Origin of the sequence: Paenibacillus campinasensis, assembly GCF_002272015.1 — a bacterium.
GTDB lineage: Bacteria > Bacillota > Bacilli > Paenibacillales > Paenibacillaceae > Paenibacillus_AQ > Paenibacillus_AQ campinasensis.
Map to the genome: position 1 here is coordinate 18384 of NZ_NPBY01000046.1, position 24853 is coordinate 43236.

The 24853-nt window shown below is 53.7% G+C and carries 16 protein-coding genes; 13 read left to right on the forward strand and 3 right to left on the reverse strand.

The features are described 5' to 3' along the window. Positions 1–25: 25 nt before the first annotated feature. On the reverse strand, positions 26–649 hold the full coding sequence (locus CHH67_RS15310) for a DUF1796 family putative cysteine peptidase (protein ID WP_095266071.1): 624 nt from the start codon (positions 647–649) through the stop codon (positions 26–28). A 193-nt stretch (positions 650–842) separates the two neighbouring features. On the opposite strand from CHH67_RS15310, the gene CHH67_RS15315 reads away from it, so the two are divergent. Both CHH67_RS15315 and CHH67_RS15320 read left to right on the forward strand, forming a co-directional pair. Further along, the gene (locus tag CHH67_RS15315) at positions 843–1178 is read left to right on the forward strand and encodes a hypothetical protein (RefSeq protein ID WP_095266072.1); all 336 of its coding nucleotides are present in this window, start codon (positions 843–845) and stop codon (positions 1176–1178) included. Between the two features lie 14 nt (positions 1179–1192). Then, the gene (locus CHH67_RS15320) at positions 1193–2254 is read left to right on the forward strand and encodes a glycosyltransferase family 4 protein (protein WP_095266073.1); all 1062 of its coding nucleotides are present in this window, start codon (positions 1193–1195) and stop codon (positions 2252–2254) included. Between the two features lie 403 nt (positions 2255–2657). Here CHH67_RS15320 and CHH67_RS15325 read toward each other — a convergent pair whose 3' ends face one another. After that, positions 2658–3572, reverse strand: coding sequence for an NAD-dependent epimerase/dehydratase family protein (locus CHH67_RS15325; protein WP_095266074.1), 915 nt, complete (start codon positions 3570–3572; stop codon positions 2658–2660). Positions 3573–3773: 201 nt separating this feature from the next. On the opposite strand from CHH67_RS15325, the gene CHH67_RS15330 reads away from it, so the two are divergent. From CHH67_RS15330 to CHH67_RS15340, 3 genes are all read left to right on the forward strand, one after another. Continuing rightward, positions 3774–5696 carry an LTA synthase family protein gene (locus CHH67_RS15330; RefSeq protein WP_095266075.1) on the forward strand — a complete coding sequence of 641 codons (1923 nt, stop codon included), beginning with the start codon at positions 3774–3776 and terminating at the stop codon, positions 5694–5696. A gap of 199 nt (positions 5697–5895) precedes the next feature. After that, complete coding sequence (gene bioB / locus CHH67_RS15335) at positions 5896–6897, forward strand: biotin synthase BioB (protein ID WP_095266076.1); 1002 nt, start codon at positions 5896–5898, stop codon at positions 6895–6897. A gap of 112 nt (positions 6898–7009) precedes the next feature. Beyond that, a complete protein-coding gene (locus CHH67_RS15340; protein ID WP_095266077.1) occupies positions 7010–7396 on the forward strand; it encodes a rhodanese-like domain-containing protein in 387 nt (128 codons plus the stop codon). A 166-nt stretch (positions 7397–7562) separates the two neighbouring features. On the opposite strand, the gene CHH67_RS15345 is transcribed toward CHH67_RS15340, so the two are convergent. Then, positions 7563–9623, reverse strand: a complete 2061-nt coding sequence (locus CHH67_RS15345) for a GxGYxYP domain-containing protein (protein WP_095266078.1) — start codon at positions 9621–9623, stop codon at positions 7563–7565. 419 nt (positions 9624–10042) lie between these two features. Between CHH67_RS15345 and CHH67_RS15350 the strand changes: the two genes are divergently transcribed. The 8 genes from CHH67_RS15350 to CHH67_RS15385 all read left to right on the forward strand — a co-directional run bounded on the left by CHH67_RS15350 (position 10043) and on the right by CHH67_RS15385 (position 24844). Continuing rightward, positions 10043–11227 (forward strand): GntR family transcriptional regulator, encoded by a 1185-nt coding sequence (locus CHH67_RS15350; RefSeq protein ID WP_095266079.1) that lies wholly within the window; start codon positions 10043–10045, stop codon positions 11225–11227. Between the two features lie 271 nt (positions 11228–11498). Then, positions 11499–14543, forward strand: a complete 3045-nt coding sequence (locus CHH67_RS15355) for an alpha-mannosidase (RefSeq protein WP_244908215.1) — start codon at positions 11499–11501, stop codon at positions 14541–14543. A 44-nt stretch (positions 14544–14587) separates the two neighbouring features. Further along, a complete protein-coding gene (locus CHH67_RS15360) occupies positions 14588–15514 on the forward strand; it encodes an ABC transporter permease (RefSeq protein ID WP_095266081.1) in 927 nt (308 codons plus the stop codon). A gap of 16 nt (positions 15515–15530) precedes the next feature. Then, positions 15531–16427 (forward strand): carbohydrate ABC transporter permease, encoded by an 897-nt coding sequence (locus tag CHH67_RS15365; protein ID WP_095266082.1) that lies wholly within the window; start codon positions 15531–15533, stop codon positions 16425–16427. 75 nt (positions 16428–16502) lie between these two features. Further along, the gene (locus tag CHH67_RS15370) at positions 16503–18146 is read left to right on the forward strand and encodes an extracellular solute-binding protein (RefSeq protein WP_095266083.1); all 1644 of its coding nucleotides are present in this window, start codon (positions 16503–16505) and stop codon (positions 18144–18146) included. 239 nt (positions 18147–18385) lie between these two features. Beyond that, positions 18386–21700, forward strand: coding sequence for a glycosyl hydrolase (locus CHH67_RS15375; RefSeq protein WP_095266084.1), 3315 nt, complete (start codon positions 18386–18388; stop codon positions 21698–21700). 506 nt (positions 21701–22206) lie between these two features. Beyond that, a complete protein-coding gene (locus tag CHH67_RS15380) occupies positions 22207–23790 on the forward strand; it encodes an ABC transporter substrate-binding protein (RefSeq protein ID WP_095266085.1) in 1584 nt (527 codons plus the stop codon). 100 nt (positions 23791–23890) lie between these two features. Beyond that, the gene (locus CHH67_RS15385) at positions 23891–24844 is read left to right on the forward strand and encodes an ABC transporter permease (RefSeq protein WP_095266086.1); all 954 of its coding nucleotides are present in this window, start codon (positions 23891–23893) and stop codon (positions 24842–24844) included. The last annotated feature ends 9 nt before the right edge of the window (positions 24845–24853 follow it).

Here is a 24853-nt window from a genome sequence, read left to right on the forward strand (position 1 = left end):
TCGGTCTTCAACACCACAGTGCCGCTCATGCGAGCGACATGCCCTGGAAAATAAAGGACCAGCGGTAGTTATTGCCCTCCCAGATTTCCTGATTCGGCATATGCAGCCAGCATACTTCATTCATGCCGCTCTCCACCCATGTCAGTTCAGGGACGGGCATATGATTCACGAGCAGCACCCGGAACTCGCCGACCACAAGACCGCGCAGCACCTCCACCAGTTCCCTGACATGCAGAATGTCCGAGTCGGTCCGGATAAACAAATACCGGCCGGGCTGCTGCAGGGTCAGAAGAAAGCGGTCGACGCGGCGGTCATACTTCATTTTCACGGCAGGATAGCTGAGCTTGTATGGAGGGTAATCGGCATTGACATGGAAGTCGTGATTCATGAACAGATCGTATTCCTGATCCCGAACGTTGTACAGCTCCGAGCTTACCTGATCGACGACTTGCAGTTTCGTATAGTCAAGATACCCGACAAACCGATTTTGCAGCAGTCTAATCACCTGAGGCAGAAATGGCGTGCCCATCCAGTCCAGCGGGCCCGCGAACCTGCGCAGTCCGTTCTTGCGAAGCTGAATAGCGGGAATACAGTTGTTCCCTAGGCTGAAAATGGCGTTGTAAGGAACCTTAAGATCCGCAAGGTTCATCGCACTCTCACCTGATCCTTTCTTGGCAGTGAAGTTATATTCTATTGAATGCCGAAAGGCGCGAAGAGGCGTGGACTAACATGCCAGCGCTACCGCACAAATGGATATTGGCCGGGTTGATATGCCCTTACACATGCCATATGCGGTACATACCCTGATAGTAATTATTAAGTGATGACCAGGGGGGAATTCAATGTCCATATTTCGATTGGACGCGGTTGAACATGGAGTCATCGATTCCAGATACATTCAATCTGTTGATATCACGATTACGAATGCGGGGCCAGACCCCTTTGACGTTTTGATTCACGGTTATAATCCTTACGGTGTCTATTATGTCAGCTTGACTCATGTCGGTGTCGGAGCAACCGTTGTTATTCCGGAGGTGGCCAATCACAATCTGAGCTTCAGTCTGCTGCTGGTCACCAACATTAACTACTCGCACTCCACGGTCATTACGGTCCATGCCAAAAACCAGAGGCAGCTGGTCGCAGTCTTCTCCAATCCGAATTTCAGCATTATCGAATAAAGGGGGGGAACATCATGAAAGTGCTGTTTGTGTACTATGTGCCAAGCGGTGGTGTCGAAACCCTGAACAGGCAACGCTGCCGCGCGCTTCGTCTGGCTGGCATCGAAGGGCATTGCCTCTATTACGGATGGGGAGCGGGAATCCAGAATTCCGTTGATTTTCCGGTCTATATCAGCCGCAATGACATTGAGATCAAGCATATTCTCGATTCAAACCAGTATGATGCCATCGTGGTGACGACAGACCATGCGAGCTTCGCCCGTTTCAGCATGCTCGGATTCAAGGGGAAGTTTGTGCTAGAGATCCAGGGTTACGGGCCGAAGGAGGTGGCCCGGGCGCAGCTGACGGCAGCCATGCCGTACATCAACCAGTATGCCTCGGCCTTGCTGAATCCGAATACGCCGCATATTGCTGCTTTGTTTCAGGAACTGTATCCGCATAAGCCCCAATTCAATTTCAACAACTGTTTTGATACGACGTACTTCACGTATAACTCGTACATCCATCCGGAATATCCGGTCATCGCCTGGCTGGGCAGAATCGAGGACAACAAAAATTGGCGCGAGTTTCTGCACATCGGCCACCAATTAAGTCAACATGTGCCTAACCTGCGAATGTGGATGTTTGAGGACAACCATCTGAGCGTTCCGGCCGAACGTGAACAGTTCCAGCAATTGATTGCCGAGCTCGGTCTTCAGGACCGGCTGACGGTAAGAGCGAATGTGCCTAATGGCGAAATGCCGTATTATTTTTCCGTCATCGGTGATTCCGGCGGTTTTCTATGCTCCACCTCCAAGGTGGAGGGAGCCCCGTACGCGGTGCTGGAGGCGATGAGCTGCCGCTGTCCGGTGCTCACTACCGATTCGGACGGCGTATCGACCTCTGTTTATCATAATGCCACCGGCAAGTTCTATACGCTCGGGAATATACAGCATGCGGTGCAGGAAGGGCTTGAGCTGATGCATAACGCTGCGCTGCGCGAGCAGATCCGTGCCGGTGCGATGCAGCATGTGCAGCAAGCCTTCAATCCGCACGTGTATGCTGCTAATTTCGCCAACATGATCCATTCGGTGTAACGGAAAATATCCGCATCCATGAGGCTGACTCCATGAGCAACAGGGTCAGCCTTGCACCGTTTGGCAGAGCTTCCGCTCTGGCTTCCTGGACAAGCCGCCATGCGCAGCTGATCACCAGCTGCCCTAATAAGGCGATAAGTGTCGCGGCTCTGTTATGGCGGAGTCGGGGTTCGTTCGTCCGGATTTTTGGAAACACTACTAGAACACCAGGACGCCCAAGAAGATTGTACAGATTGACAAAGCTCACGAAACCAAGGAAATCCGGCAACTCGAAAAATTGGCCACACGTTGCTATATTTCTCGAAGAGAGCAGCTGTGCGCAGGTGTTACCGGGCTTGTTTACGCGTTGCTGCAAACAACGACGGGGCTGTCCCGTAAGGAACAGCCCCGTCGCTGGAATCAGCTAGGCTTGAAACCAGCTGCGATACGTCTTTGCAATTCCTTCGGCAAGCGAAGTTTCCGCGTCCCAGCCCAGCACCGCCTTCGTTCTGTCGTTATTCAAACAGCTGTGCAGGATGTCGCCTTGCTTGGGCGGTAAGTACCGGACGTCAACCGGCTCCGGATGCAGGGCGGTTAGCTGCGATACCAGTTCGTTGATGCTGCTTCTGCGGCCCGTGCTGACATGAAGCGTCTGTCCGTTTCCTTGGTCAATCGACGCGAGATTGGCTTCTACCACATCTTTGACAAAAATAAAGTCCCGAGTCTGATTACCGTCCCCATATACCGTGAACGGTTCCGAGCGTTTCAGCCGATCCCCGAATACCGCAACGACCCCGCCTTCGCCCTTGGCCGTTTGCCCGGGGCCGTATACGTTGCCATATCGCAATATCGTATACTCTAGCCCGAAATAGCGGCTGTAGAGACGTATATACTGCTCGCCAACCATTTTGGACAAGGCGTAATACGAAATCGGGGAGAGCGGGTCATCCTCGGTCAGCTGCTCTTTTTCCAAATCTCCGTATACGCCTGAAGTAGACGCGAACACGATCTTGCGAATCTTGGATTTCCGGCAGGCCTCCAATATGTTGATGGTCCCCAAAACGTTGGTATCGGCGTCCTCGTAAGGATCTGCAATCGAACGCTGCACGTCCGCCTGGGCGGCCAGATGAAACACGACATCGGGCTTTAAGAGCGCCAAATAATCTGTCGTCTGTTGGGAGTTTACGTCCGCTACATGCAGAATCGCCTCGGAATGGAGGCGACCTGGATCACCGGTTGTAAGGTTGTCGATGACATGGACCTCGCAGCCTCGGGCCACGAGGCCGTCCACCAGGTGAGAGCCGATAAATCCGGCACCACCGGTAACTACCATTTTCATGCCTATAACCCTCCAGCCTTAAGATAGGATGCTCTATCTTACGTGAGGGACAAGGGGATTGCATGAGCGGCTGTCCCTCCGGGCCGAAGGAATGGGCTGCGATATACCGTACATTTCGATGCGATTAGATCGCCCTATACAAAACTGCTATAATAGAGGTTGCGTTTTTACATTGAGTTTACAAAAAAGAGGGAGTCATGGATGGAATTACTTCGGAAAGATCATATACGGTGGTTTATCGGCGTGTTCATCCTGCTGCTGGTGAAGCTTATCCTGTTACGGAGCTTTCTGTTCGGCGGGATGATGTGGGGGCGGGTGCTGCCGGATGCTCTATCCATTCTGGCGGTGTTGAGCCTGCTGGAGCTGGTGCTGCCGAATAAAGGGAAGCGGACGATCTATTGGTGCTTTAATCTTCTGTTTTCATTGATGCTGTTCGCCGCAGCGGTGTACAACGTATACTTCGGCTCGATTCCGACCTACACGGCGTTATCCGGGATAGGGCAGGTCAATCAGGTGAAAGGCAGTGTCCAGGCTTTGATCAGGCCGGCGCATTTTCTGTTTTTTGCCGATGTGATTGTTATTGCAGCGGTATGGACGGTTCGAAAGCTCCGAGCCCGATTCCGCAGGGGCCTAATGTTCCGTTTGTCGCCCGGCTATTCGGGCCTGAGAACATCCAGTCTCGTATGGAAAACGGGGATGGCCGGGATGCTCGTAGTGACCGTTCTGCTGTCGGGCTGGATCATGCGGGGCGCCTGGGGGATCGAGAATGAGATTGCCCGCGCGGAGCAAATGGGCTTCATGAATTATCAGGTGGAGGCTGCAATCCGGAACCAACGAGAGAACCGCATGCTCGCCAAGGCTAATCGCGAGGAGGTGATCGCCCAAGTGAAGCAGCTCCAGGATCAGTATCCTTACCGGGACGAGAAGGGGGCGGCACCGGCCTATTATGGCATAGCTGAAGGGAAAAATGTGCTCGTCGTGCAGATGGAATCCTTGCAGACATTTCCGATCGGTCTTACGCTTGACAGTCAAGAGCTGACCCCTGTCATGAACCATCTAGTTGAGGAGGGGCTGTACTTCCCTCACATATTCCAGCAGATCGGTCAGGGCAATACTTCCGATGCGGAGTTCGCGGTGAATACGTCCATCTACCCGACCGGCACGATTGCGATGTCCACAGGCTATGGCAACAAGGAGCTGCCCAGTCTGCCCCGCATGCTCAATCGCCTTGGCTATGTAACCAATACGTTTCATGTCAACGATATCAACTTCTGGAACCGGAGCAAGCTGTATCCGGCACTGCAATTCCAGCAATACTACGACAAGCCCTATTTTCAGGATGATCACTTTAATGACTTCGGTCCATCGGATGAGGAGCTGTTCCGCGTCGGCATGCGAAAGATAAAAGAGCTGCATGCGCAGAATACGCCTTTTTATACGAATCTGATCACGGTCTCCAACCATTCACCCTACACCTTGAAGGATGAATTTGTGAAGATTGCGCTCCCTGAAGAGCTGGAAGGCACACATCTCGGCAAATACCTGAAATCGGTCAACTATTCGGATTATGCGCTGGGTGTTCTCGTTGAGGACTTGAAGAAGAACGGACTCTGGGACAACACGGTGCTTGTTGTCTATGGCGACCACTTCGGCATCAATCAGAAAGAAGCGAGCCCCGAGCAGATTTCATCCGTGCTTGGCATCCGTTATCATGAGCGGATCAGCCGCTTCAATATTCCGCTGATCATGCATGTGCCGGGCATCGAGGGCGGCCAGGTCATTGATCAGGTTGGCGGTCAGGTCGATCTGCTGCCAACGATCGCTAATCTGCTGGGCATACGGCTGGAGGATGAGCAATTGACCGCCTTTGGTCAGGACTTGCTGAATATCGACCGGAATGTGGTTGGCATGCGTTACTACCTTCCGACAGGATCGTTCTTTAATAACGAGATTATGTTCGTTCCAGGGGACGGGTTTGAGGATGGCACAGCCGTGAGGCTGGACACGCTGGAGCCAGTGGAAGACATTGGCCCTTATCGCAGCGACTATGACTATATTATGCAGCTGATGAAGCTGTCGGATGATTATGTAAAGCTGCTGCCAGACCGCGCCTCCAAGTCCTGAAATACAATTAAGTTCACGAAACCGCTCTGATCGGCAAATAGCCGGGTCAGAGCGGTTTTTTATGACTTTATATATCGTTGCAGTCTCTCGGCAACGATTGCTGTCGCTGTGGACGTGTGCTATATTAAATCTATTGTCAACCTAAATGATCTGATTTTAGGTTAACAAATATGATTTGCACGGGAGGATGGCGATACATATGACAATAATCAAAGGGAATGCAGTGGATTGGCTATCTCTGGCTGAGCGGGTTACTCAAGGTTATGAGGTGGGCAAAGAAGAGGCGCAGCGCATTATGCGAGCATCGAATGATGAATTGTTACAGGTGATGCAGGCCGCTTTTCACATTCGCAAAACGTATTTTGGCACCAAGGTCAAGCTTAATATGATTGTTAATGCCAAGTCCGGGCTCTGTCCAGAGGATTGCGGATACTGCTCACAGTCGATCATATCCGAGGCGCCTATCGATAAATATGCTTGGCTTACCAAGGACAAGATATTGGAGGGCGCAAGGGAATCCATTCGCCGCAAGGCAGGCACGTATTGCATTGTAGCTTCCGGCCGCCGGCCGACGCATCGCGAAATCGCGCATGTGGTTGAGGCAGTCAAGGAGATCCGGGCGACAACCGACTTGAAGGTATGCTGCTGTCTCGGATTCCTGAGCGAAGAGCATGCCAGACAGCTGGCTGAGGCTGGGGTTCACCGGTACAATCATAATCTGAATACGTCAAAAGATAACTACGGGCGAATTACGACAACGCACACGTATGACGACCGCGTCGAGACGGTGAAAGAAGCTGCAGCTTCCGGCATGTCGCCTTGCTCCGGTGCGATATTCGGCATGGGGGAGACGGAGGAGGAGCAGGTGGAGATTGCCTTTGAGCTGAAACGGCTCGGGGCGGATTCCATTCCGTGCAATTTTTTGAATCCGATTGACGGGACGCCGCTTGAAGGGCGGCGCGAATTGACGCCGGTCAAGGCGTTGAAGATTTTGGCGATGATGCGGTTTGTGAATCCTGATAAGGAAATCCGCATCGCCGGAGGACGCGAGGTGAACCTCCGATCGTTGCAGCCGCTCGGATTGTATGCCGCCAATTCTATTTTTATCGGGGATTACTTAACGACAGCCGGTCAGGATCAGCATGCGGATTGGCAAATGATCGAAGATCTTGGATTCGAAATCGAGGAATGCGCGCTATAATCGATATTGACATTTCGAGAGGATGACCCTAGTATATAGCCGGGAGGGACTTTCACCCATCTTGATAATAAGCGTAGTATAGACTATATACAGATTATTGGGGGAATCCGTGATGCTGATTACTTTGGCGGTTCTGGCTGTGGCAGCCGTCTATGTGTATCGCCGCTATGTGCCGGTACCTGGCTTGCGTATGATGAATTGCAGTGAACTGCATGCGGCGAGAGTCGAGCGTCCGGATTTAAAGCTGGTTGACGTCAGGGATGTCTCCGAATTCATGGCCAATCCCAAGTGCGACATGATCAATATTTCATTGGGGCGACTGCCTTATGTTTGGGATACGGTGCTGAAACCGGGGGATGACATCGTCATTGTTACACCGAAGCGGTCAGACGGCTTCATCGCAGCCCGCAAACTGCGGAAAGCAGGCTTCACTTCGCTGGCATTTCTGGTGGAGGAGTGCACATCCTGTTCATCCTTCAAGACACCGACACTGGGCTGAAGGCGTGCTTCAGGCATGCCGTTAACACGGACCTGATGCAGGCGCAATAAGAATAAGCAACAGGCAAAAAGGGAAGTTCCGGGTGAAAGGTCACCGGGGCTTCCCTTTTTATATCGGCCATGAGCTGTATGAACGCAGCACAGACCGTCAGACTGACAGGGCAGGTCTACTTGACCTTCGGCAAACCGTAAGCTTGCCGGATCAGGGAGAAATAATGGTCAGCGCGCACGACCTCGAACTCATCGCCCAAGGCATCGGTCAGTTCGACCACATCCGAAGGCATCATGCTCCAGGCAAGCAAACCGAGTGATATAAACATCGGCTCACTGCCGTCCCATTGCGCCTTGGCTTCTTCCAGCACCCGGATGCCGTCCTGCGCGGTGCTGATTCCACGGACGGTCGAGGCCGGAAGGCTGTTGCCGATAATTTCCACACCATACCGGTCTTCGTAGCTGATGAAGATGCCCGGCGCCTTGTACTGTTGCTCATAGGCTGCGGCTTTCTGCGGGCTGAGCGGCACATTCTCACTGTCAATCCGGTTCAGCACGTACGGGATTGTCATGTCGGTGCGCTTCATATACTTCTCGGTATCCCGCAGGAAGGTGGCAAAGCTTTCGTCCGGCCAAGGATTCGGATAGAAATACCCTGCGCCCGACGGTCCGGCGATGAGGTAATCATTCTCCGTAGCCGTGCTGCGGTAGTAATTGAGCAGCGCCGGCGCGCCTTCATGGAGCAGCGGGCTGGATGTCCAGTTTATCGGCACTTGGCCACGTGCTGGATCATCCCACATGACGCGCATGCGGTGCTGATTGTATTGGAAATTGTCGCCTTCCGTGACGACGTAGGTGACATATATTTTGTTCTCCAGCTTCGGCTCGGCAGCGGGCTTCAGCGGCGCGTACTTCGGCTTCGTTCCGGAGAAGACGGTCAAATTGCTGAACCAGTCAGCGGCCAGCACGTATACGCCGTACCTGGAAGCAATTTCAACCGAGCTGAACTCGCCTTCCACATCATTGCTGAACCATCCGAGATAAGGCGTTCCCGGCTCGACATCGGCCATGATTTGCTCGAACAGCGCCTGCTGCTCCGGCACGTTCGAATCCAGCCAGAAGACCATCGCCTTGTTGGCAACGGCGTAGTCGCGCAAATAGGCATACGGTTCTTTTTTCTCCGAGGAAAGCGGACGGATGTGGCCTGCAGAAACTTTATACTGATTCCACATGTCCACCTCGGCAATCAGCTGTGTCGTTCCCGCAGGAGGGGTGAATTCGTATACAAAATAGCTGCCGTTATCCGCAAACCGGTGTCCGCCATGCCCCTCCAGAAACTTGGAGTTATGCCGATCGTACAAATACAATTCTTCTTCCGAGGTACCCACAACGAATTGGGCGATCTCCTGTCCGTCCGCCTTGACGGTTACTTGATGCACGGCCGGACCCCAGCCGTCCTGAGGGAAGGCGTCATCAAAGCGGAGATAAACATGCTCCCCGCCAAGCTGGCCGGAAAGATCCAGATTGTAGACAGCGCGGTTGCTGGCGTCGCGAATCTGTTCCTTCTCCTCCTCAATCGTCACAAAGGACGCCGGCATTCCCGGCGGTATCCGGATGGAGGTGTCTGGCGACAGGCCGATCAGCATCCGGTGAGTCGTCTGGTTCCACAGATGCTCAAACTGCCATGTATACGCTTCCATTCGGCTGTTGAATTTTCCGCGCAAATCCTCAAGCACTTTCAGGTTGTAGGGGGCGGAGGACAGCTTGAGGGCTAGCTCGGGACTCGCAACGACCGCATCCTTCAGCCCGGCCAGCGTAGTGGCGACATTGATGGTATCCGGCACTTGCGGATCATACACAATGATGCCCTTGACCTCCTGTTTGTAGGCCGCGAATATATTCCAGTAATCGTCATGCACCTTATAAGGGACGTCCAGATCGTTCAGCCAGGCAAACCGTCCTTCCTCCTGGTTCTCGATCAGATAGATGCGCGGCTCGCTCCGGTTCACAATGCCTTGAAGCGTTCCGAACAGCAGTTTGATATCGCCTGGCGCATCGTATACATCCGCGACATCCAATTTTTTGGGAGATTTAAATGTCGGAAGCTCCTGATTCGGCGGCCAATTCGGTTTTGCGGCCGGCTCGGGGGTTGAGGAGGCTGAGCCTACAGCCGTTCCGGCAGTTAACGAGAACGTGCACAGGAAAGTCAGACATAGTGCTGTAAATTTGCGAACCATGACGCTATCACTCCTCGCGTGAGTTCATAATAGGAACGGGCAAACGCGCCTCTGCTTACGAAAGCCTCCTTTCTTGGCATACCTGTTCGTGATCGCCAATAGACACATCTCCGTTCAAGACATATTAAATATATTTAAATATATCTTTTCAAGGACTTTGACAAAACTTCCTATAAGCTGGCACAATGGACGTTCATTCCGCATCGTTTGACATGAATGAGACGGGGAGCGGCTCCCGTTTCGGGTTTGTCCTTGCCCCAATCCGCTTAGCAAGATGATCCCTTTGGTTCCGGATGCAGCCGGATCAAAAGGGATGATTGTGCTAAGCCGCAGGACAACGAGTCCGCGCTTTATATTGCGATCAGCGAATGAAGGATATATTATATATTACAAATATTAAGAATAATTTGGTGATTTTAATGAGTGCTAATGATCGAATTCCGTTATATCAGCAAATCCAGGAATATATTCGTCACATTATCGAGACGGAAAATTTAAAGCCTGGCGACCGCATCCCGACGGAAAAAGAATTGATGGAGCAGTTCCAGGTCAGCAAAATCACGGTGGCCAATGCCTTGACCGGCCTGGCCAATGAGAAGCTGATCGCCCGGGTCCCTGGCAAGGGCAGTTTCGTGACCGAAGACGCCGATATGCTCGCGGCAGGCCGCTCGAACGGCCAGATGGCTTCAGCAACCGCGACGGCTGTGAAGGTCGGAGAGGAACGAAGCTCACTGGCGCGAACGAAGCTCATCGGCATCATTATGCCGAACATCCAGGACTATTTTGCCATCCGGCTGATTAACGGTATTGAAATGGCTCTCGCTGCCGCGGGATACCGGAGCATGATTATGCTGACCTACAGCAGTCTGGCGAGGGAGAAGGAAGCTATCAAGGAGCTGAAGGCGCTCGGTGCCGAAGGCCTGCTGATCTTCCCTGTGGACGAGGAGAACTACAACGAGGAAATTCTCGGCATGAAGCTGTCCGGATTTCCGTTTGTGCTGATTGACCGGCACTTGCCCGGCGTGGAGACCCATTACATCGCATCTGACGGAAGGCGGGGCGCGAAGCTGGCGGTTGACCATTTATGGGAGCTCGGGCACCGGGAGATCGCCATCTGCTCGGATTCGCCGCTGCAGACCGTTACTGTCCAGGAGCGGATCGAAGGCTATATCGAAGCGCTCAAGGATAAAGGCGCGCTGATCAATCCCGCGCATATGATCACCGACTTCAAGCCGCTGTCCGAGCTGAAGGATGCCGAGGCGCATCCGCTGTATCGCTACATCCGCAATCGAATGGTGACCGCTTATATTTCCCTGAACGGCAGGCTCGGAGTCCAGATATACCAGATGGCCAAACAGGCCGGACTTGAGGTGCCGAGGGATGTGTCGATTGTCAGCTTTGACGATCCGACCTCCATTGTGGAGGAATTCAGCATGTTCACTCATGTGAATCAGTATGAGAAGGATATGGGATTCCGGGCAGCAAGCAAGCTGCTGGAAGTTCTGTCCGGCCACGGCGATATGAAGGGTTACAGCAAAATGCTCAGCGAACCGAAGCTCGTGATCCGGCAGACGAGCGGGCCACGTCCGGAGCAGCCGGAATAACCACGATATACATCCCTTCCCGATCCAGATCGGGAGGGCTTTTTTATTTGTAAAAATATATTGAATATATTCATTCGGTATATTATATTTTATAGCAGATGGAGCGTTTGACATGTCGTTGAACATGTGCTGGAAACGAATGGTTAACGTCAACACCTAGTTATGAGACGTTTACTGCATAGGCAAAGACACGGGAGAGAATACAAAAGAGAAACCGGAGAGGAGAGCCATCATGCCATACGAACCGATTAAAATTTCGTCATTGAAACACATGATTACCGAGCTCCGCGAAGCCATTTACAAGCCGATTGCCGATCTTGAGGTAACAGCCTGGGTCACGCCGGAGCCCGTACCATATGAAGAGCGCATGAGCGGAACACCGCTCAGCCTGACACAAGGGGAGCGTTGGGGCGACCTGTGGGATTGCGCCTGGTTCCGCTTCCAGGGGACAATTCCGGAGCTTGAGAAGGAGGCTTCGACCGTCTTGCTGCTGGATGTGAACGGTGAGCTGTGCCTCGTTGACCGCGAGGGCACGCCGATCCAGGGGCTTACGACCGTCAATTCGGAATTTGATTTCTCGCTTGGACTTCCAGGCAAACGGGTGGTGGATACCCGCAGCCTGGACCTTTGCGGCGGCACATTCGAATTGTGGGCCGATGGCGGCAATAACGATCTGTTCGGGAGGTATCGCGGCGGAACGCTGAAGGAAGCGGTCATCGCCACCTGCCGCGAAGATATACGCAGCCTGTACTATGACGCAGAGGTGCTGCTGGAGACGGCGGAGCATCTGCCGGAGGGAAGCGCGCGGCGGGCGAAAATATTGCAGGCACTGTACGATGCCTCCTTGCTGTTGACCGACATGAGCGAAGACAAGGTCGGGCAGGCGAAGGAGCTGCTGCAGGGGCCGCTTTCCCTGCAGGGCGGAGATCCTGTACTGCGCGTCAGCGCTGTCGGACATGCGCATATTGATCTGGCCTGGCTGTGGCCGATTCGGGAGACGATCCGCAAGGGCGCACGAACTTTCTCGACGGTGCTCCATATGATGGAGCGATATCCGGACTACATATTTGGTGCCAGTCAGCCGCAGCTGTATGCGTGGATGAAGGAGCATCACCCGAAGCTGTACGCGCGCATCAAGGAGCGGATTCAGGAAGGCCGCTGGGAGCCGCAGGGCGCGATGTGGGTCGAATCCGACACCAATGTGCCGGGCGGTGAGGCGCTGGTGCGCCAGATTTTGTACGGCAAGCGGTATTTCATGCAGGAGTTCGGCATGGAGGTCAAGTCGCTGTGGATGCCGGACGTGTTCGGATATACCGCCAGTCTGCCGCAAATCCTTCGCAAAGCCGGCGTGGACTATATGATGACCCAGAAGCTGTCCTGGAGCGAGTACAATCGCCATCCGCATCATTCCTTCCATTGGGAAGGCATCGACGGCTCCAAAGTGCTGACGCATATGCCGCCGGAGGACACATACAACAGTCCGGCTGCGCCTCGGTCTCTGGCGAAAGCGGAGAAGGATTACCTCGATAAAAATATATCCGAGCACTGCCTGCTGCTGTTCGGCATCGGCGATGGCGGCGGCGGCCCGGGCGAGGAGCATCTGGAGCGGCTTGCGCGGGAGAAGAATCTGCTGGGCCTGCCCCCGGTCAAGCAGGAGCCGTCTTGGCGGTTCTTCGAACGATTGGAGAAGGAGAGCAGCCGTTTCGAGACGTGGCGCGGGGAGCTGTACCTGGAGAAGCATCAGGGGACGTTGACGAGCCAGGGGCGGAATAAATGGTACAACCGCAAGCTGGAAAAGGCGCTGCGCGAGCTGGAATTCGCTTCCGTCCTGGCCGTCTCCGCTCTCGGGCATTCCTATCCGGCGAAGACGCTGGAGAGAATCTGGAAGGAGGTTTTGCTGTACCAGTTCCACGATATTTTGCCGGGATCGTCGATCAAGCGTGTGTATGACGAGTCACTGGAGCGGTATGAGCAGCTGCTTGGGGAGACCGAGCATTTGATAGAGGAGACTTATCGCAAGCTTTCGGCGCATATCGCCAGGGAGGGGCAGGGCGAGCATGGACAGCCGCAGACTGCCGTGTTCAACTCCCTGCCTTGGGAGCGCGAGGAATGGGTTCAGACGAGTGAAGGGCAATGGGCCAAGGTGCGCGTGCCGTCGATGGGCTACGCACTTCTTGCAGAAGAGGCGCAAGCGCATGATCCGTCGGAGCGCTTCGGCACGGTGCATACGTCTGCAAGCGAACGGACGCTTCAGAATGAGCTCGTGAAGATCATCTTCGATGAGGAGGGAGCGATCGTCTCCATCCGGGATTTGGCTGAAGACCGGGAGCTGATTGCCCCGGGGCTGAGAGGCAATGAACTGAAGGTCTACCATGATCGTGGCGACGCCTGGGATTTCCGGCATGACTATGCCGTCACCGGCGGAACACGGCTCACGCTGCAGCATATTCGCGAGCATCGCGAAGGGCCTGCCGCTGGTCTGGCATTCGAGTTCCGTATCGGGGAATCGGTACTCACCCAGACGGTGACGTTGACAGAGGGCAGCCGGCGCATTGATTTCCGGACGAAGGTCGACTGGAAGGAGCGCGGCAAGATGCTGCGGACGTCGTTCCCGCTCGATATTCGTACGGACAGCGTCACATGCGAAATCCAGTTTGGCAGCATCAGCAGGCCAACCCATCGCAATACGATGTGGGATTTTGCCAAAGACGAGATATGTGCGCATCAATGGATCGACATGTCCGAACCGGATTACGGTGTAGCGCTGCTCAATGACAGCAAGTACGGCCATCGGGCCTTGAATGGTGTGCTGGATCTCAATCTGCTGCGCAGCAGCTCGTATCCGGATCCCGAAGCAGACCTGGCGGAGCATACGTTCACCTATTCCCTGTATCCGCATGCTGGCAACCATGTCGAGGCCGGCGTATACAAGAAAGGCTGGGAGCTTAACGTGCCGCTTCGGACGATGGACTGCGCTAAAGCTGGACATCCGGCGGAAGCCCAGAATCCGAAGACAGATGCTGTGTTAGCGCCTTCGTTCCTTCAGACCGGCCATCCGCTGGTGATGGTGGAATCGGTCAAGCAAGCGGAGGATAGCGAGGACATCATCCTGCGTCTGTATGAAACATCCGGTACGCGGGTACAGACCGTGCTTCGGGTCGCAATGGCGCTGGAGGAAGCATGGAGTGCCGATCTGCTGGAAAGAGAGCAGGCGCGTCTGGATGTGGAAGAGGATGGGGAACAAGGGGCTTCGTTTGTTCATCTGACCTTCAAGCCGTTCGAAATTCATACGCTCCGGCTGAAGCGGAAGCGTTAAAGTTAACCATGATTCACCGCCCTGCCTGAAAGGAGGTGGGAAACATGATCAAGAGTCGTAAGGAAAGCAGGCGGTGGATCAAACGGGTCTGGCAGCATAAGATGTTCTATTTTTTTATGCTGCCGGGTCTGATCTGGTTTTTTATCTTTTCGTATGTGCCCCTGTACGGGATTCAGGTTGCCTTTAGGGACTATACCTTTAGCGGCGGCTTCACCGGAAGCCCGTGGGCGGGCCTCAAGTATTTCCAGCAATTCTTTAACTACTATCAGTCCGGGGACATCATCCGGAACACGGTCGTTATCAGTTTGCTGAAGCTGCTTATCGGCTTTCCGATGCCGATTATTCTCGCGCTCCTGCTGAATGAGGTGCGGAAGATCCGATTCAAGAAAACGATTCAGACCTTATCGTACTTGCCTTACTTCGTATCCTGGATCGTCGTCGTTACGCTGATGCAACGATTGCTGACACCTTATGGCGGGCCGGTCAATGAACTGCTGGGCGCCTTCGGGGCGGACCCGATTCAATTTTTGAACAATCCAACCTGGTTCTATCAGATAATTGTAGGTTCTGAAATCTGGAAGAATATCGGCTGGAACTCCATTATTTTTATGGCGGCGATTGCGGGAATCGATCAGCAGCTGTATGAAGCTGCCAAAATCGACGGCGCAGGCCGTTACCGCCAAATGTGGCATGTCACGCTTCCGGGCATCCGGAATGTCGCTATCATTCTGTTCATTCTTGCTGTTGGCAATCTGATGAGCGCCGGATATGAGCAGCTTCTGCTCCTGAACGGTCCTGCTACAGCCAGCATCGGCAGTGTGCTCGACGTTCATGCGATCAACTCCGGCATCCGAGAAGGACGATTAAGCTACGCAGCCGCAGTGGGCTTATTCCAAAGTGTCATCGGTCTCATCTTGATCCTGACGGTAAACCGCATAGCCCGGAAAATCAGCGACGTATCCCTGTTCTAAGGAGGTGGCTGACGTTATGAACCGCCGCTGGTCCGTGTTCTCTGTGGTCAACTATACTTTGCTGACGCTAGTCGGCTTTGCCATGATCTATCCTTTCATCTACATCCTGGCTTACTCGCTCAATGACGGGAAGGATTCCATGCAGGGCGCTATTTATTTTTTGCCCCGGAAGTTTACGCTGGAAAACTATGCCCAAGTATTTGACAATGCCCGCATCTGGAAAGCTTATCAAATCACGCTGATGCGAACGGTGCTTGGCACATTCCTGCACGTAACGCTCTGCACACTGATGGCCTATGCCTTGTCTAAACGAACGCTGCCGGGACGTTCCTTTTTTACCTTCTATATTTTTCTGCCTACCATTTTTAGCGCAGGCTTCATTCCATTCTTCATCACACTTCAAAAGCTGCAACTGATTAACACGTTCTGGGTGTACATCTTTCCGTTGCTCTACAACTTCATGCATATCATCATCATCCGAACGTTTCTGCAAGGCATTCCAGAAGAGCTCGAAGAGTCTGCCCGGATCGACGGATATGGCGATTTTCAAATTTTCCTCAAAATCATTCTGCCTTTGTCCGGTCCGGTATTGGCCACAATCTCCTTGTTTATCGGCGTTGCTCACTGGAATGACTGGTTCGCCGGCGCTTACTATGTATCCAATAAAGATCTGATCCCTGTACAGACATTGCTGCAAGAAATGTTGAGTGAAGCGGAAGCGCTCTCAAACTCGATGCAGCGGGCTGCGCAGCAGGGAGGACAGACGGTGGGAAGCGTGAGCGGAGCCGGAGCGACACCGGAATCTTTGCGCATGGCCCTGCTCGTTATTACGGTATTTCCTATTCTGTGCATCTATCCGTTCCTGCAGCGATATTTTGTGAAAGGCGTTATGATCGGCTCGGTGAAAGGGTAAGGTGAAGACTTCAAATCGATATTCAGCGGGGACAGCCCGCTTGGATTACATATTCACTTCCGGGAGGGGATTGAATTGACGAAGATTTGGCATAAAGGGGCAGCGGCGCTGATCGCGACCGTATTGCTCGGCGGACTGCTTGCCGGCTGTACAGGTTCGGGCAGTGACAATCGGCAGGACGGAGATTCCTACAAACTGAAAGTATTGCACAACTGGAACGGATCAACCGGCTCTGACCAAGGGATTACACCGATTGAAGAGGTAATCCGGGAGAAAACGGGCATCACGATTGAATGGGAGTACACGAAAGGCAGCGAAGCAGAGAAGGTGAACACGATCTTCGCCACGCAGGATCTGCCGGATATCTACACCGGTCCCGCTTGGGGCGGTGAACTGGATGGCATCATTAAAGCTGCGAATGAGGGACAGCTCGTTGATATCTCCGATAAGCTTGCCAACTATCCGAATTTGCAGAAATCGATTGCGAAGGAGAACGTGCCGCCAGCGTTGTATGAGAAAGCGTTTGACGCTTTTGACGGCAAGCAGTATTTGCTGCTGCAAAACCAGCCGGCGACGAACGAGGACGGCATGGATTGGCTGTACGGCTTTTATGTCCGCAAAGACATTGCCGAGGCGGTTGGTGTCGATCCGCAATCGGTAGTCACGAAGGATGATTTCTATCAATTTTTAAGAAAGATCAAGGATGCCAACCTGCAGGAGAACGGTCAGCCTGTGTTTCCGCTAGGCGGGTTCAGCAATGGCTGGGCGGTGGGCATCGGCAACACGATGTTTTTTGGCAGCAACTATGTAGACCGGGGCGACGGCAACCTGGAACATGTTTTCTTCAGACAAGAGTATGAGGAATATACCCTGTTCTATCGCAAGCTGATTGAAGAAGGCCTGCTTGATCCTGAGGTATTCACGCAGACGGATCCGATTGCGAAGGAAAAGATCAACCAGGGCCGAATTGCGGTGCTTGCCGCTCATTATCCGGCGATCTTGGACGCTTCTAAAGAGTATGTCACAGCCAATCCTGGTAGCGATTACATTCCGCTTGGACCGCTGGATCGCGCGGGAGCCGCACCGGATCGTCCGGTCGACCTGGCCATTCAGGGCAACAACGTGACCGCCATTACGAAGAACTGCCAGGGCGAATGCGTGGATAAAGCGCTTGAGCTGCTTGATTTCCTGGCTTCGGATGAAGGATTCCTGCTGACGAGATACGGGGTTGAAGGGGTTCACTGGGAAATGGTCGATGGGACACCGAAGCCAGTTCAGGAGTGGTTTGACAAGTTTGCGGAAGACGCAAGCGGCAAGGAGCGCAAAAATGTCGGGATCGGCATTGGTTTGGAATCGCTTACAGGGCTCGATCGGATCAATTCTGCCGCAGGCGGCGATATATGGGCAGATCAGAAACGGACAGAGGCGATGGAGAACGCTCGCGCCATTCTCCGTCCGAACGGAATACAGGTGATCAGCGCTTATAATCCGGGCGATGTAATTACCAAATCTCCGGATTGGGAGATGCTCAAGCCTTCGCTGGACCGGACCGGTGATGCCTGGACGGAGGCGGTGTTTGCCAAATCCGACGAAGCCGCACTGCGCATCCTTAACGATCTGCGGGATCAGATGAAGAAGACGGGCTATGACAATGCGATGGAATATGTGAATGAAAATCTGAAGGGTAAGGAGGTTGTAACGCTGCAGATGCCGAACTGACGGGCAGAAGCAGCGCTCCCATCCAGCATTACACCTGAAACGCCGGGCTTAAACACCGCGCGCTGGGAGCAGCGCGCGGTGTTTCGCTGCATAACAGCGGTCGGTCGACCACATGCGCCCAGCCCGTATCAACCCATTTGGCTTAGCGCCACGCTCTATCCAAAATGTGACATATGACAGGCTCTAGCTCGGGAAAGGTATGATACAATACGAGCAATAATCGGTTAAAGCGAGGGATAATGATGACCAACACACTGCCGGCTTCAGATGACATCATTCGGCAGTTTAATAACCCGGCTGCTACCTATCGGCCGCAGCCTTTCTGGTTTCTGAACCATAAGCTGGAGCGGCAGGAGCTTGAGCAACAGATTTCAGCGATGCATGAGCAAGGGGTTGGGGGTGTGGTGTTGCACGCCCGTCACGGCATGCAGGCGGAATATCTGTCGTCTGAATTTATGGATGCGCTGTCTTTTTGCACCGAGGAATGCCGCAAGCGCGGGATGGACGTCTGGCTGTACGATGAAGACAACTGGCCAAGCGGAACGCTTGGCGGCAAACTGACCCGGCAGCATCCGGAGTACCGGATGCGCTACCTAAGGATCGAAGAGCGGCGTTACAGCGCTGCTGACTGGCCGAAACCGCTGACGCTTGATTTTCAGCCGTATGATCACAATGAGCTGATTGCGATCTTGGCCTACCGGGCAGAAGAGCAGGGCGGAGAGTGGCTGCTGCATCCGGAGCCGCTCCGAATTACGGAGCAGCTAGGCGATGTCTGGACCCCTGGAAGCGAAGGCGATTATGTCGTGCTGGCCTGCTGGTCATGCGAGATTGCGGAGGGGATGACTTTTGCCGGAGGGTACTACCTGGACACGCTCAATCCCGAAGCGGTGCAAACCTTCATCCGGCTCTCCTATGAGCCGCTGCTGCAGCTTCAGCAGCATTATAGCTCCACGATCAAGGGGGTGTTCACCGATGAGCCTGGTCTGATGATTCATGACGGCTTCTTCGGTGTAGAGGCCATCCGGACGGAGGTTCGCGATGTGGAGGCCACGCTGCCCGGGATCGTGTTCGCCTGGACGCGGGGAATGGAGGAACGCTATCTGGCCGATAACGGCGTCGATCTTATCCCTCTGCTGGGGGCGCTGCTTTATCATTTGACGGACGGCAGTCTGACCGCAAGACAGCAGTATTATGACACGATCACCCGCTGGTATGTCGAAGGATACCATGGTGCGATCAGAGAATGGTGCGAACGCAATGGCCTGCTGTATATCGGACATACGCTGGAAGAGCCGGTGTGGGGTCAGGCACGCTCTCAGGGAAATCAGACACGGGTGCTTCAGCAGTTCCATTATGCTGGTGTGGATTACTTGACCGCCGGTATCGGCAGTAAAGATAATCCACACCGGATCGTTTCGGTGAAAACAGCAGCCTCCGTAGCGCAGCTGGAAAACAAGGCGCGCGTTATATGCGAGTCGTTCGGGGCGAGCGGCCATGCGTACTCGATGCGACAGCGGAGACTGGACGCCAATTTCATGGCATTCTTAGGCGTGAACCTGTTCATTCCGCATGCGTTCTACTATTCATTTGCCGGTTATCGGAAGACCGATTTTCCGCCGACCGAGTTCAAGCATGCGCCCCACTGGCCGCATTATCGTGCCTTTGCCGACTACATTGGACGGCTAAGCCTGCTTGGAGCCCGGACAAACAGAAGCCCGGAGGTGCTGCTGCTCTCTCCGATCCGGACCGTGTATCAGGATATGTTCGCCTCCGGCGTATCGGAGCGAAAGCCCAATGCGGATACGCTGTTCCAGCTGCTGTCGGATCGGCTGCTGCGCAGCGCGATCGATTATGACTATGTCGATGAGTGTCAGCTGGCAGTTGCCGACATCATCGGCAGGGAGCGGCCCGGATTCCGATTCGCCGAGCGCGGGGGCACCTACCCGCTTCTGGTGCTGCCATGTATTCGCGTCATGTCCCGGCAGCTTGCCGTCAGGCTGCTCTCGTTCGTTCAATCAGGCGGGACGTTGATTGCCGTCGGAACCATTCCGCAGGACAGCGAGTCCCAGCATAACGATCCGGAGCTGAAGCGCGTAATGGAGCAGCTGTTCGGGGAAGGCGGTCATGGCGATCGCCGCTTCATCGGGGATGGAAGCACGCTCTTTTACTCCCTGGAGCAGGCCAAACGCGATAACCAGGATGCGGATCCGCTCGAAAGCTTGTGCGCGCTGCTCAAGCCGTTGCTGAAGCAGCAGCCGCTGTTCTCCTATACGATGCTTGAAGGCGGATTGGAGGATCTGATTGTCGTAGAACGAGGGGAGTCTGGCAGGCGGTATGCGTGGATGATGAATTGGTCGGAGCAAGAGGTTGCGATCCGGCTTGATCATCGACAGGAGAAAGGCGCGGCCGGCGAGAGGATAATCGAGGAATGGCGGCTGGAGCATGGTGATGTGCGCGCTGTGCGTAATGATGCGGTTTTGACCTTTTCGCCCGGGGAACTGCGAGTCTTCTCCATGAAGGAGCGCGAGGATACGGTTGATGACGGAGGAGAAGCTGGAAGTAAAGCCGATTCTTCAGGAACCGCTGCCCGCCGGTTCGACAGGAGCGATGTACTTGGAATGCCAAGAAGGGCGGGGGAGCGCAGCAAGGAGATCCAGCTGGAGCCATTGTGGCATTACGAGGCGGATCAACCGAATGTGCTGCTGCTCGACCGCTGGCAGGTGACCTTGAACGACCGGCAATCGAAGATGAATGCAACGATGCCCGGTCAGGTCAACACCTATCATACAACCTTCCATATGACAAAAGAGCTGATCGAATGGCTTAACGCCCGTTCCGAAGCTCCCGGCCGATCACCATCGCGCCACCGAGGGGTGGAACTGGTCCTGGATGACGTGCATCAGAATGTTCCTTCCCATATCGGCTTTCTTCAGCGGCGCCGAAATCTCGAAATTTTCGTGAACGGTGTGCGTCAGCCTGCACTGGGGCCATCTTCCTGGCAGGACCCTTACTATCACAGTGTCGAGATTACGTCTAGCCTGCAGCCGGGGTTAAATGAACTCGAGATATTGACGGTATCCCTGCTGGAGCCGATGCAGGAGATCTCCTTCCCCGCCTTCCTGATCGGTCCGTTCGCTGTTCATGGAACGGCATTGACCGTGGAGCCGAGGCAGGTCGCCGGCGAATGGTGTGCGGAAGGTTATCCTTTCTATGCCGGAACCGCCTGCTATTCGCAGCAGCTGAAACTGCCAAGGCCGGGGATAGAAGAGCAGGTATGGCTGGAGGTTAATGATATTCGCGAGACGGCGCGCCTCTTCGTGAACGATCAGGATGCCGGCATCAGGCTGTGGCCCCCGTACCGGTGGGATATTACACGGTTTATTGGCGAGGGAATGGAAGAGGGGGCATCGGAAGCGGTTACCCTCAGAATACAGGCAGCCAATACGCTGGAGAATCTATACGGTAAGCGGGCGCTGCCTTCCGGCATCACCGGCTCGTCGCGGATCGTATACATGGAAAGGGACCGGATTGAACGGTCTATGGAACGGGATTGAGCGCACAATGACTCGACGTCAAATAGAAGCGCATGGATGAACCACATGAATGAACCGCATGAATGACACATGAAAGGAACCAAGGAAGAAAACATAGCATGATGCATGCAAGATGCATGAATATATCCCCTGAGTGAACGCATAAATGAAACCAAAACGAAGCATGAATTAATCCTTGGTTATGCCATAGAGAGAGCCGATCAGTCAGGTGACGTTGACCGTCCCTGACTGATTTTTTTGGGTTCAGATTCTCGTCATTTTCCGCCTAACATGCCATTTCCAACACGGGATGTAACAAACAAGGGAATTCCTTCTATACTGCACAATTAATAACATTGACAACCCCTGAACAATCGATTAGTATTTCCATAACTTATTAAACCAACCTTATAACTTAGGTTTAAAGCAACCTGAACGGAATGCGATCAGGGGCAACATTTATTTATTATGTTAAACGCATGGCATATGATTCAGCATCGTATCTGTGCGACAACGGGGGGATTGTCATGAAGGCATCAAAGTTAGGGCTATTATCATTGATTCTTGTTCTGCTGCTTGCAGCTTGCGGCAGTAATGAAGGAACGAACGCAAACCAAGAAGGAAATGCCGACAATGAATCGGCGGAAGCGAAGGAATACAGGGAGGAGCTGAACATTGCAATCACCGCCCAGCCTCCTACGCTCGACACGCCAATGACGGTATCGGCTGTTGCACTGGATATTGCGGGCAACATCTTCGAGCAGTTGTATACGTTGAATGCGGAGTATGAGCCAGTGCCAGCTCTTGCGGAATCCGTCGAACGCAGTGAGGACGGGTTGACCTATACGTTCGCGCTGCGTCAGGGCGTCAAGTTCCATAACGGGAAAGAGATGACGTCAGAGGATGTTGTGGCCTCGATGAATCGCTGGCTGGCGACTTCATCCCGCGCGAAAGTGCTGCTGACAAATGCCAATTTTGAAGCGGTAGACACCTATACCGTCAAGCTGACGGTAGAAGCACCGACGTCCGATGTGCTGATTCTGATCGCTTCACAGGCTCAGTTCCCGGCCATTATGCCGAAGGAAATCGTGGATGCTGCTCCGGCAGACGGAATCAAGGAATACATCGGTACTGGTCCTTACAAGTTCCAGGAGTGGAAGCAGGACCAGTACATTCACCTGGTAAAGAATGAGGAATATCAATCGGTGGACGGCGAACCGAACGGCTTTGACGGACGCAAGGAAGCACCGACCCCGAATCTGTATTTTCATTTCGTAACCGACCATTCGACACGGATTGCAGGCATCAAGACAGGACAATATGATGTCGCTGACAGCATTCCGATTGAAAACTATGATGAGCTTGATATGGATAACAATGTGACGCTGCACGCGCTTCCGGGCGGCGCACTGACGGCATTTTTCAATACCAACGAAGGGCCGCTTGCAGACGAGAAGATTCGTCAGGCTGTTCTCGCCGCCTTTGACAACGAAGAGATCATGCTGGCGAGCTTCGCCAAACCGGAACTGTATTCTCTTGCACCTGGCTATCTGAACACGAACCAGGTTCAATGGTCCACGGATGCGGGGGCCGAGTATTACAACCAGGCGAATCCGGAAAAGGCGAAACAACTGCTTGAAGAGGCGGGATACAACGGCGAAGAGATCACGCTGCTGACGACCAAGGATTACAACGAAATGTACACGGCGACGCTGGTCATCCAGGAGCAGCTTCGCAAAATCGGCATGAATGTCAAAGTGGATAACTTTGATTTCCCTACATTCCTGGAAACGAAGAATGACCGCAGCAAATGGGACATCTTCGTGGCGAGCACCGGGTATCAGCTTACGCCGCCGCAGCTGCTTGCCGTAACGCCGGACTGGGCTGGTCTGGATCATGAGACGGTCAAGCAAGGCCTGGCCGCCATTCGCGGGGCAGCAACGCCGGAAGAAGCGAAGCAGGAGTGGGAGAAGCTGCAGCTCTTCCTGTACGAATATGCTTCCTCTACGGTAATCGGGCATTACAACGGGGTTGTGGCGACATCCAAATCACTTGAAGGCTTTGAACTGTTTGAAGCACCTGTTGTCTGGAATGCCAAAATGCCGAAGTAAATGGAATAGAGGGTGTTCCAAGTTACTCTGTTAACTGGCAGCACCCTCTTTCTTTTGTCATTATAGTTTCATAGACCATCTATAAAATGAGGGATTGTCCGTGCTGGCTTATATAACCAAAAGACTGTTGTCGCTTATTCCTGTACTGGCTGTAGTGAGCATTGCCATCTTTCTGATCATCCATCTGACGCCGGGTAACCCGGCAGCGGCCATATTGGGAATGGAAGCTTCACAAGAAGATATTGAGCGGCTGAATGAGGAGCTGGGACTGAACCGTCCGATTGTGGAGCAGTACACCAGCTGGATCGCCAATGTGCTAAGAGGGGATCTGGGGGATTCGATATTCATGCATCAACCTGTCAGCGAGGCGATTGCCGAGCATATGCTCCCGACACTGTCGCTGGCCATACTGGCCCAGATTATCGCTGTTGTGCTGGCGATACCGTTCGGCATTATCGCGGCTTACAAAAGGGGCTCACTTGCGGACTATTCCCTGACCGGACTGTCGCTGCTCGGGATGGCCTTGCCGAGCTTCCTGCTCGGGCTGTTCCTGATGCTGTTTGTCGGCGTCAAGCTCCAGTGGCTGCCGGTGGCCGGCTATGCGCCCTTAAGCAGCGGCTTCTGGGAGCATCTGAAGTATTTGATCCTTCCAGGCATTTCGCTTGGAACGATCCAGGCGGCACTCATTACGAGAATGACCCGCTCCTCCATGCTGGAGGTGCTAAACCTTAATTTCATCAAGACAGCCAGATCCAAAGGTCTGCATGAGATGAAGGTATTGTTCAAATACGCGTTCCGGAGCGCTTTCCTGCCGATCTTGACCGTCATCGGGCAGACGTTCGGAACACTTGTGACCGGGGCCGTCGTCGTGGAATCGATCTTTAATATTCCGGGCCTGGGGCAACTGATTCTGAATTCGATTGCCCGGCGGGATTTTGCCGTCATTCAAGGCGTCGTGCTGGTGGTCACGCTGATGTATGTTACGATCAATCTGTTGGTCGATCTGTTATATGGCGCTGTCGATCCTCGCGTTCGCCTGGATCGCAAGAAGTGAGGTGAAGAG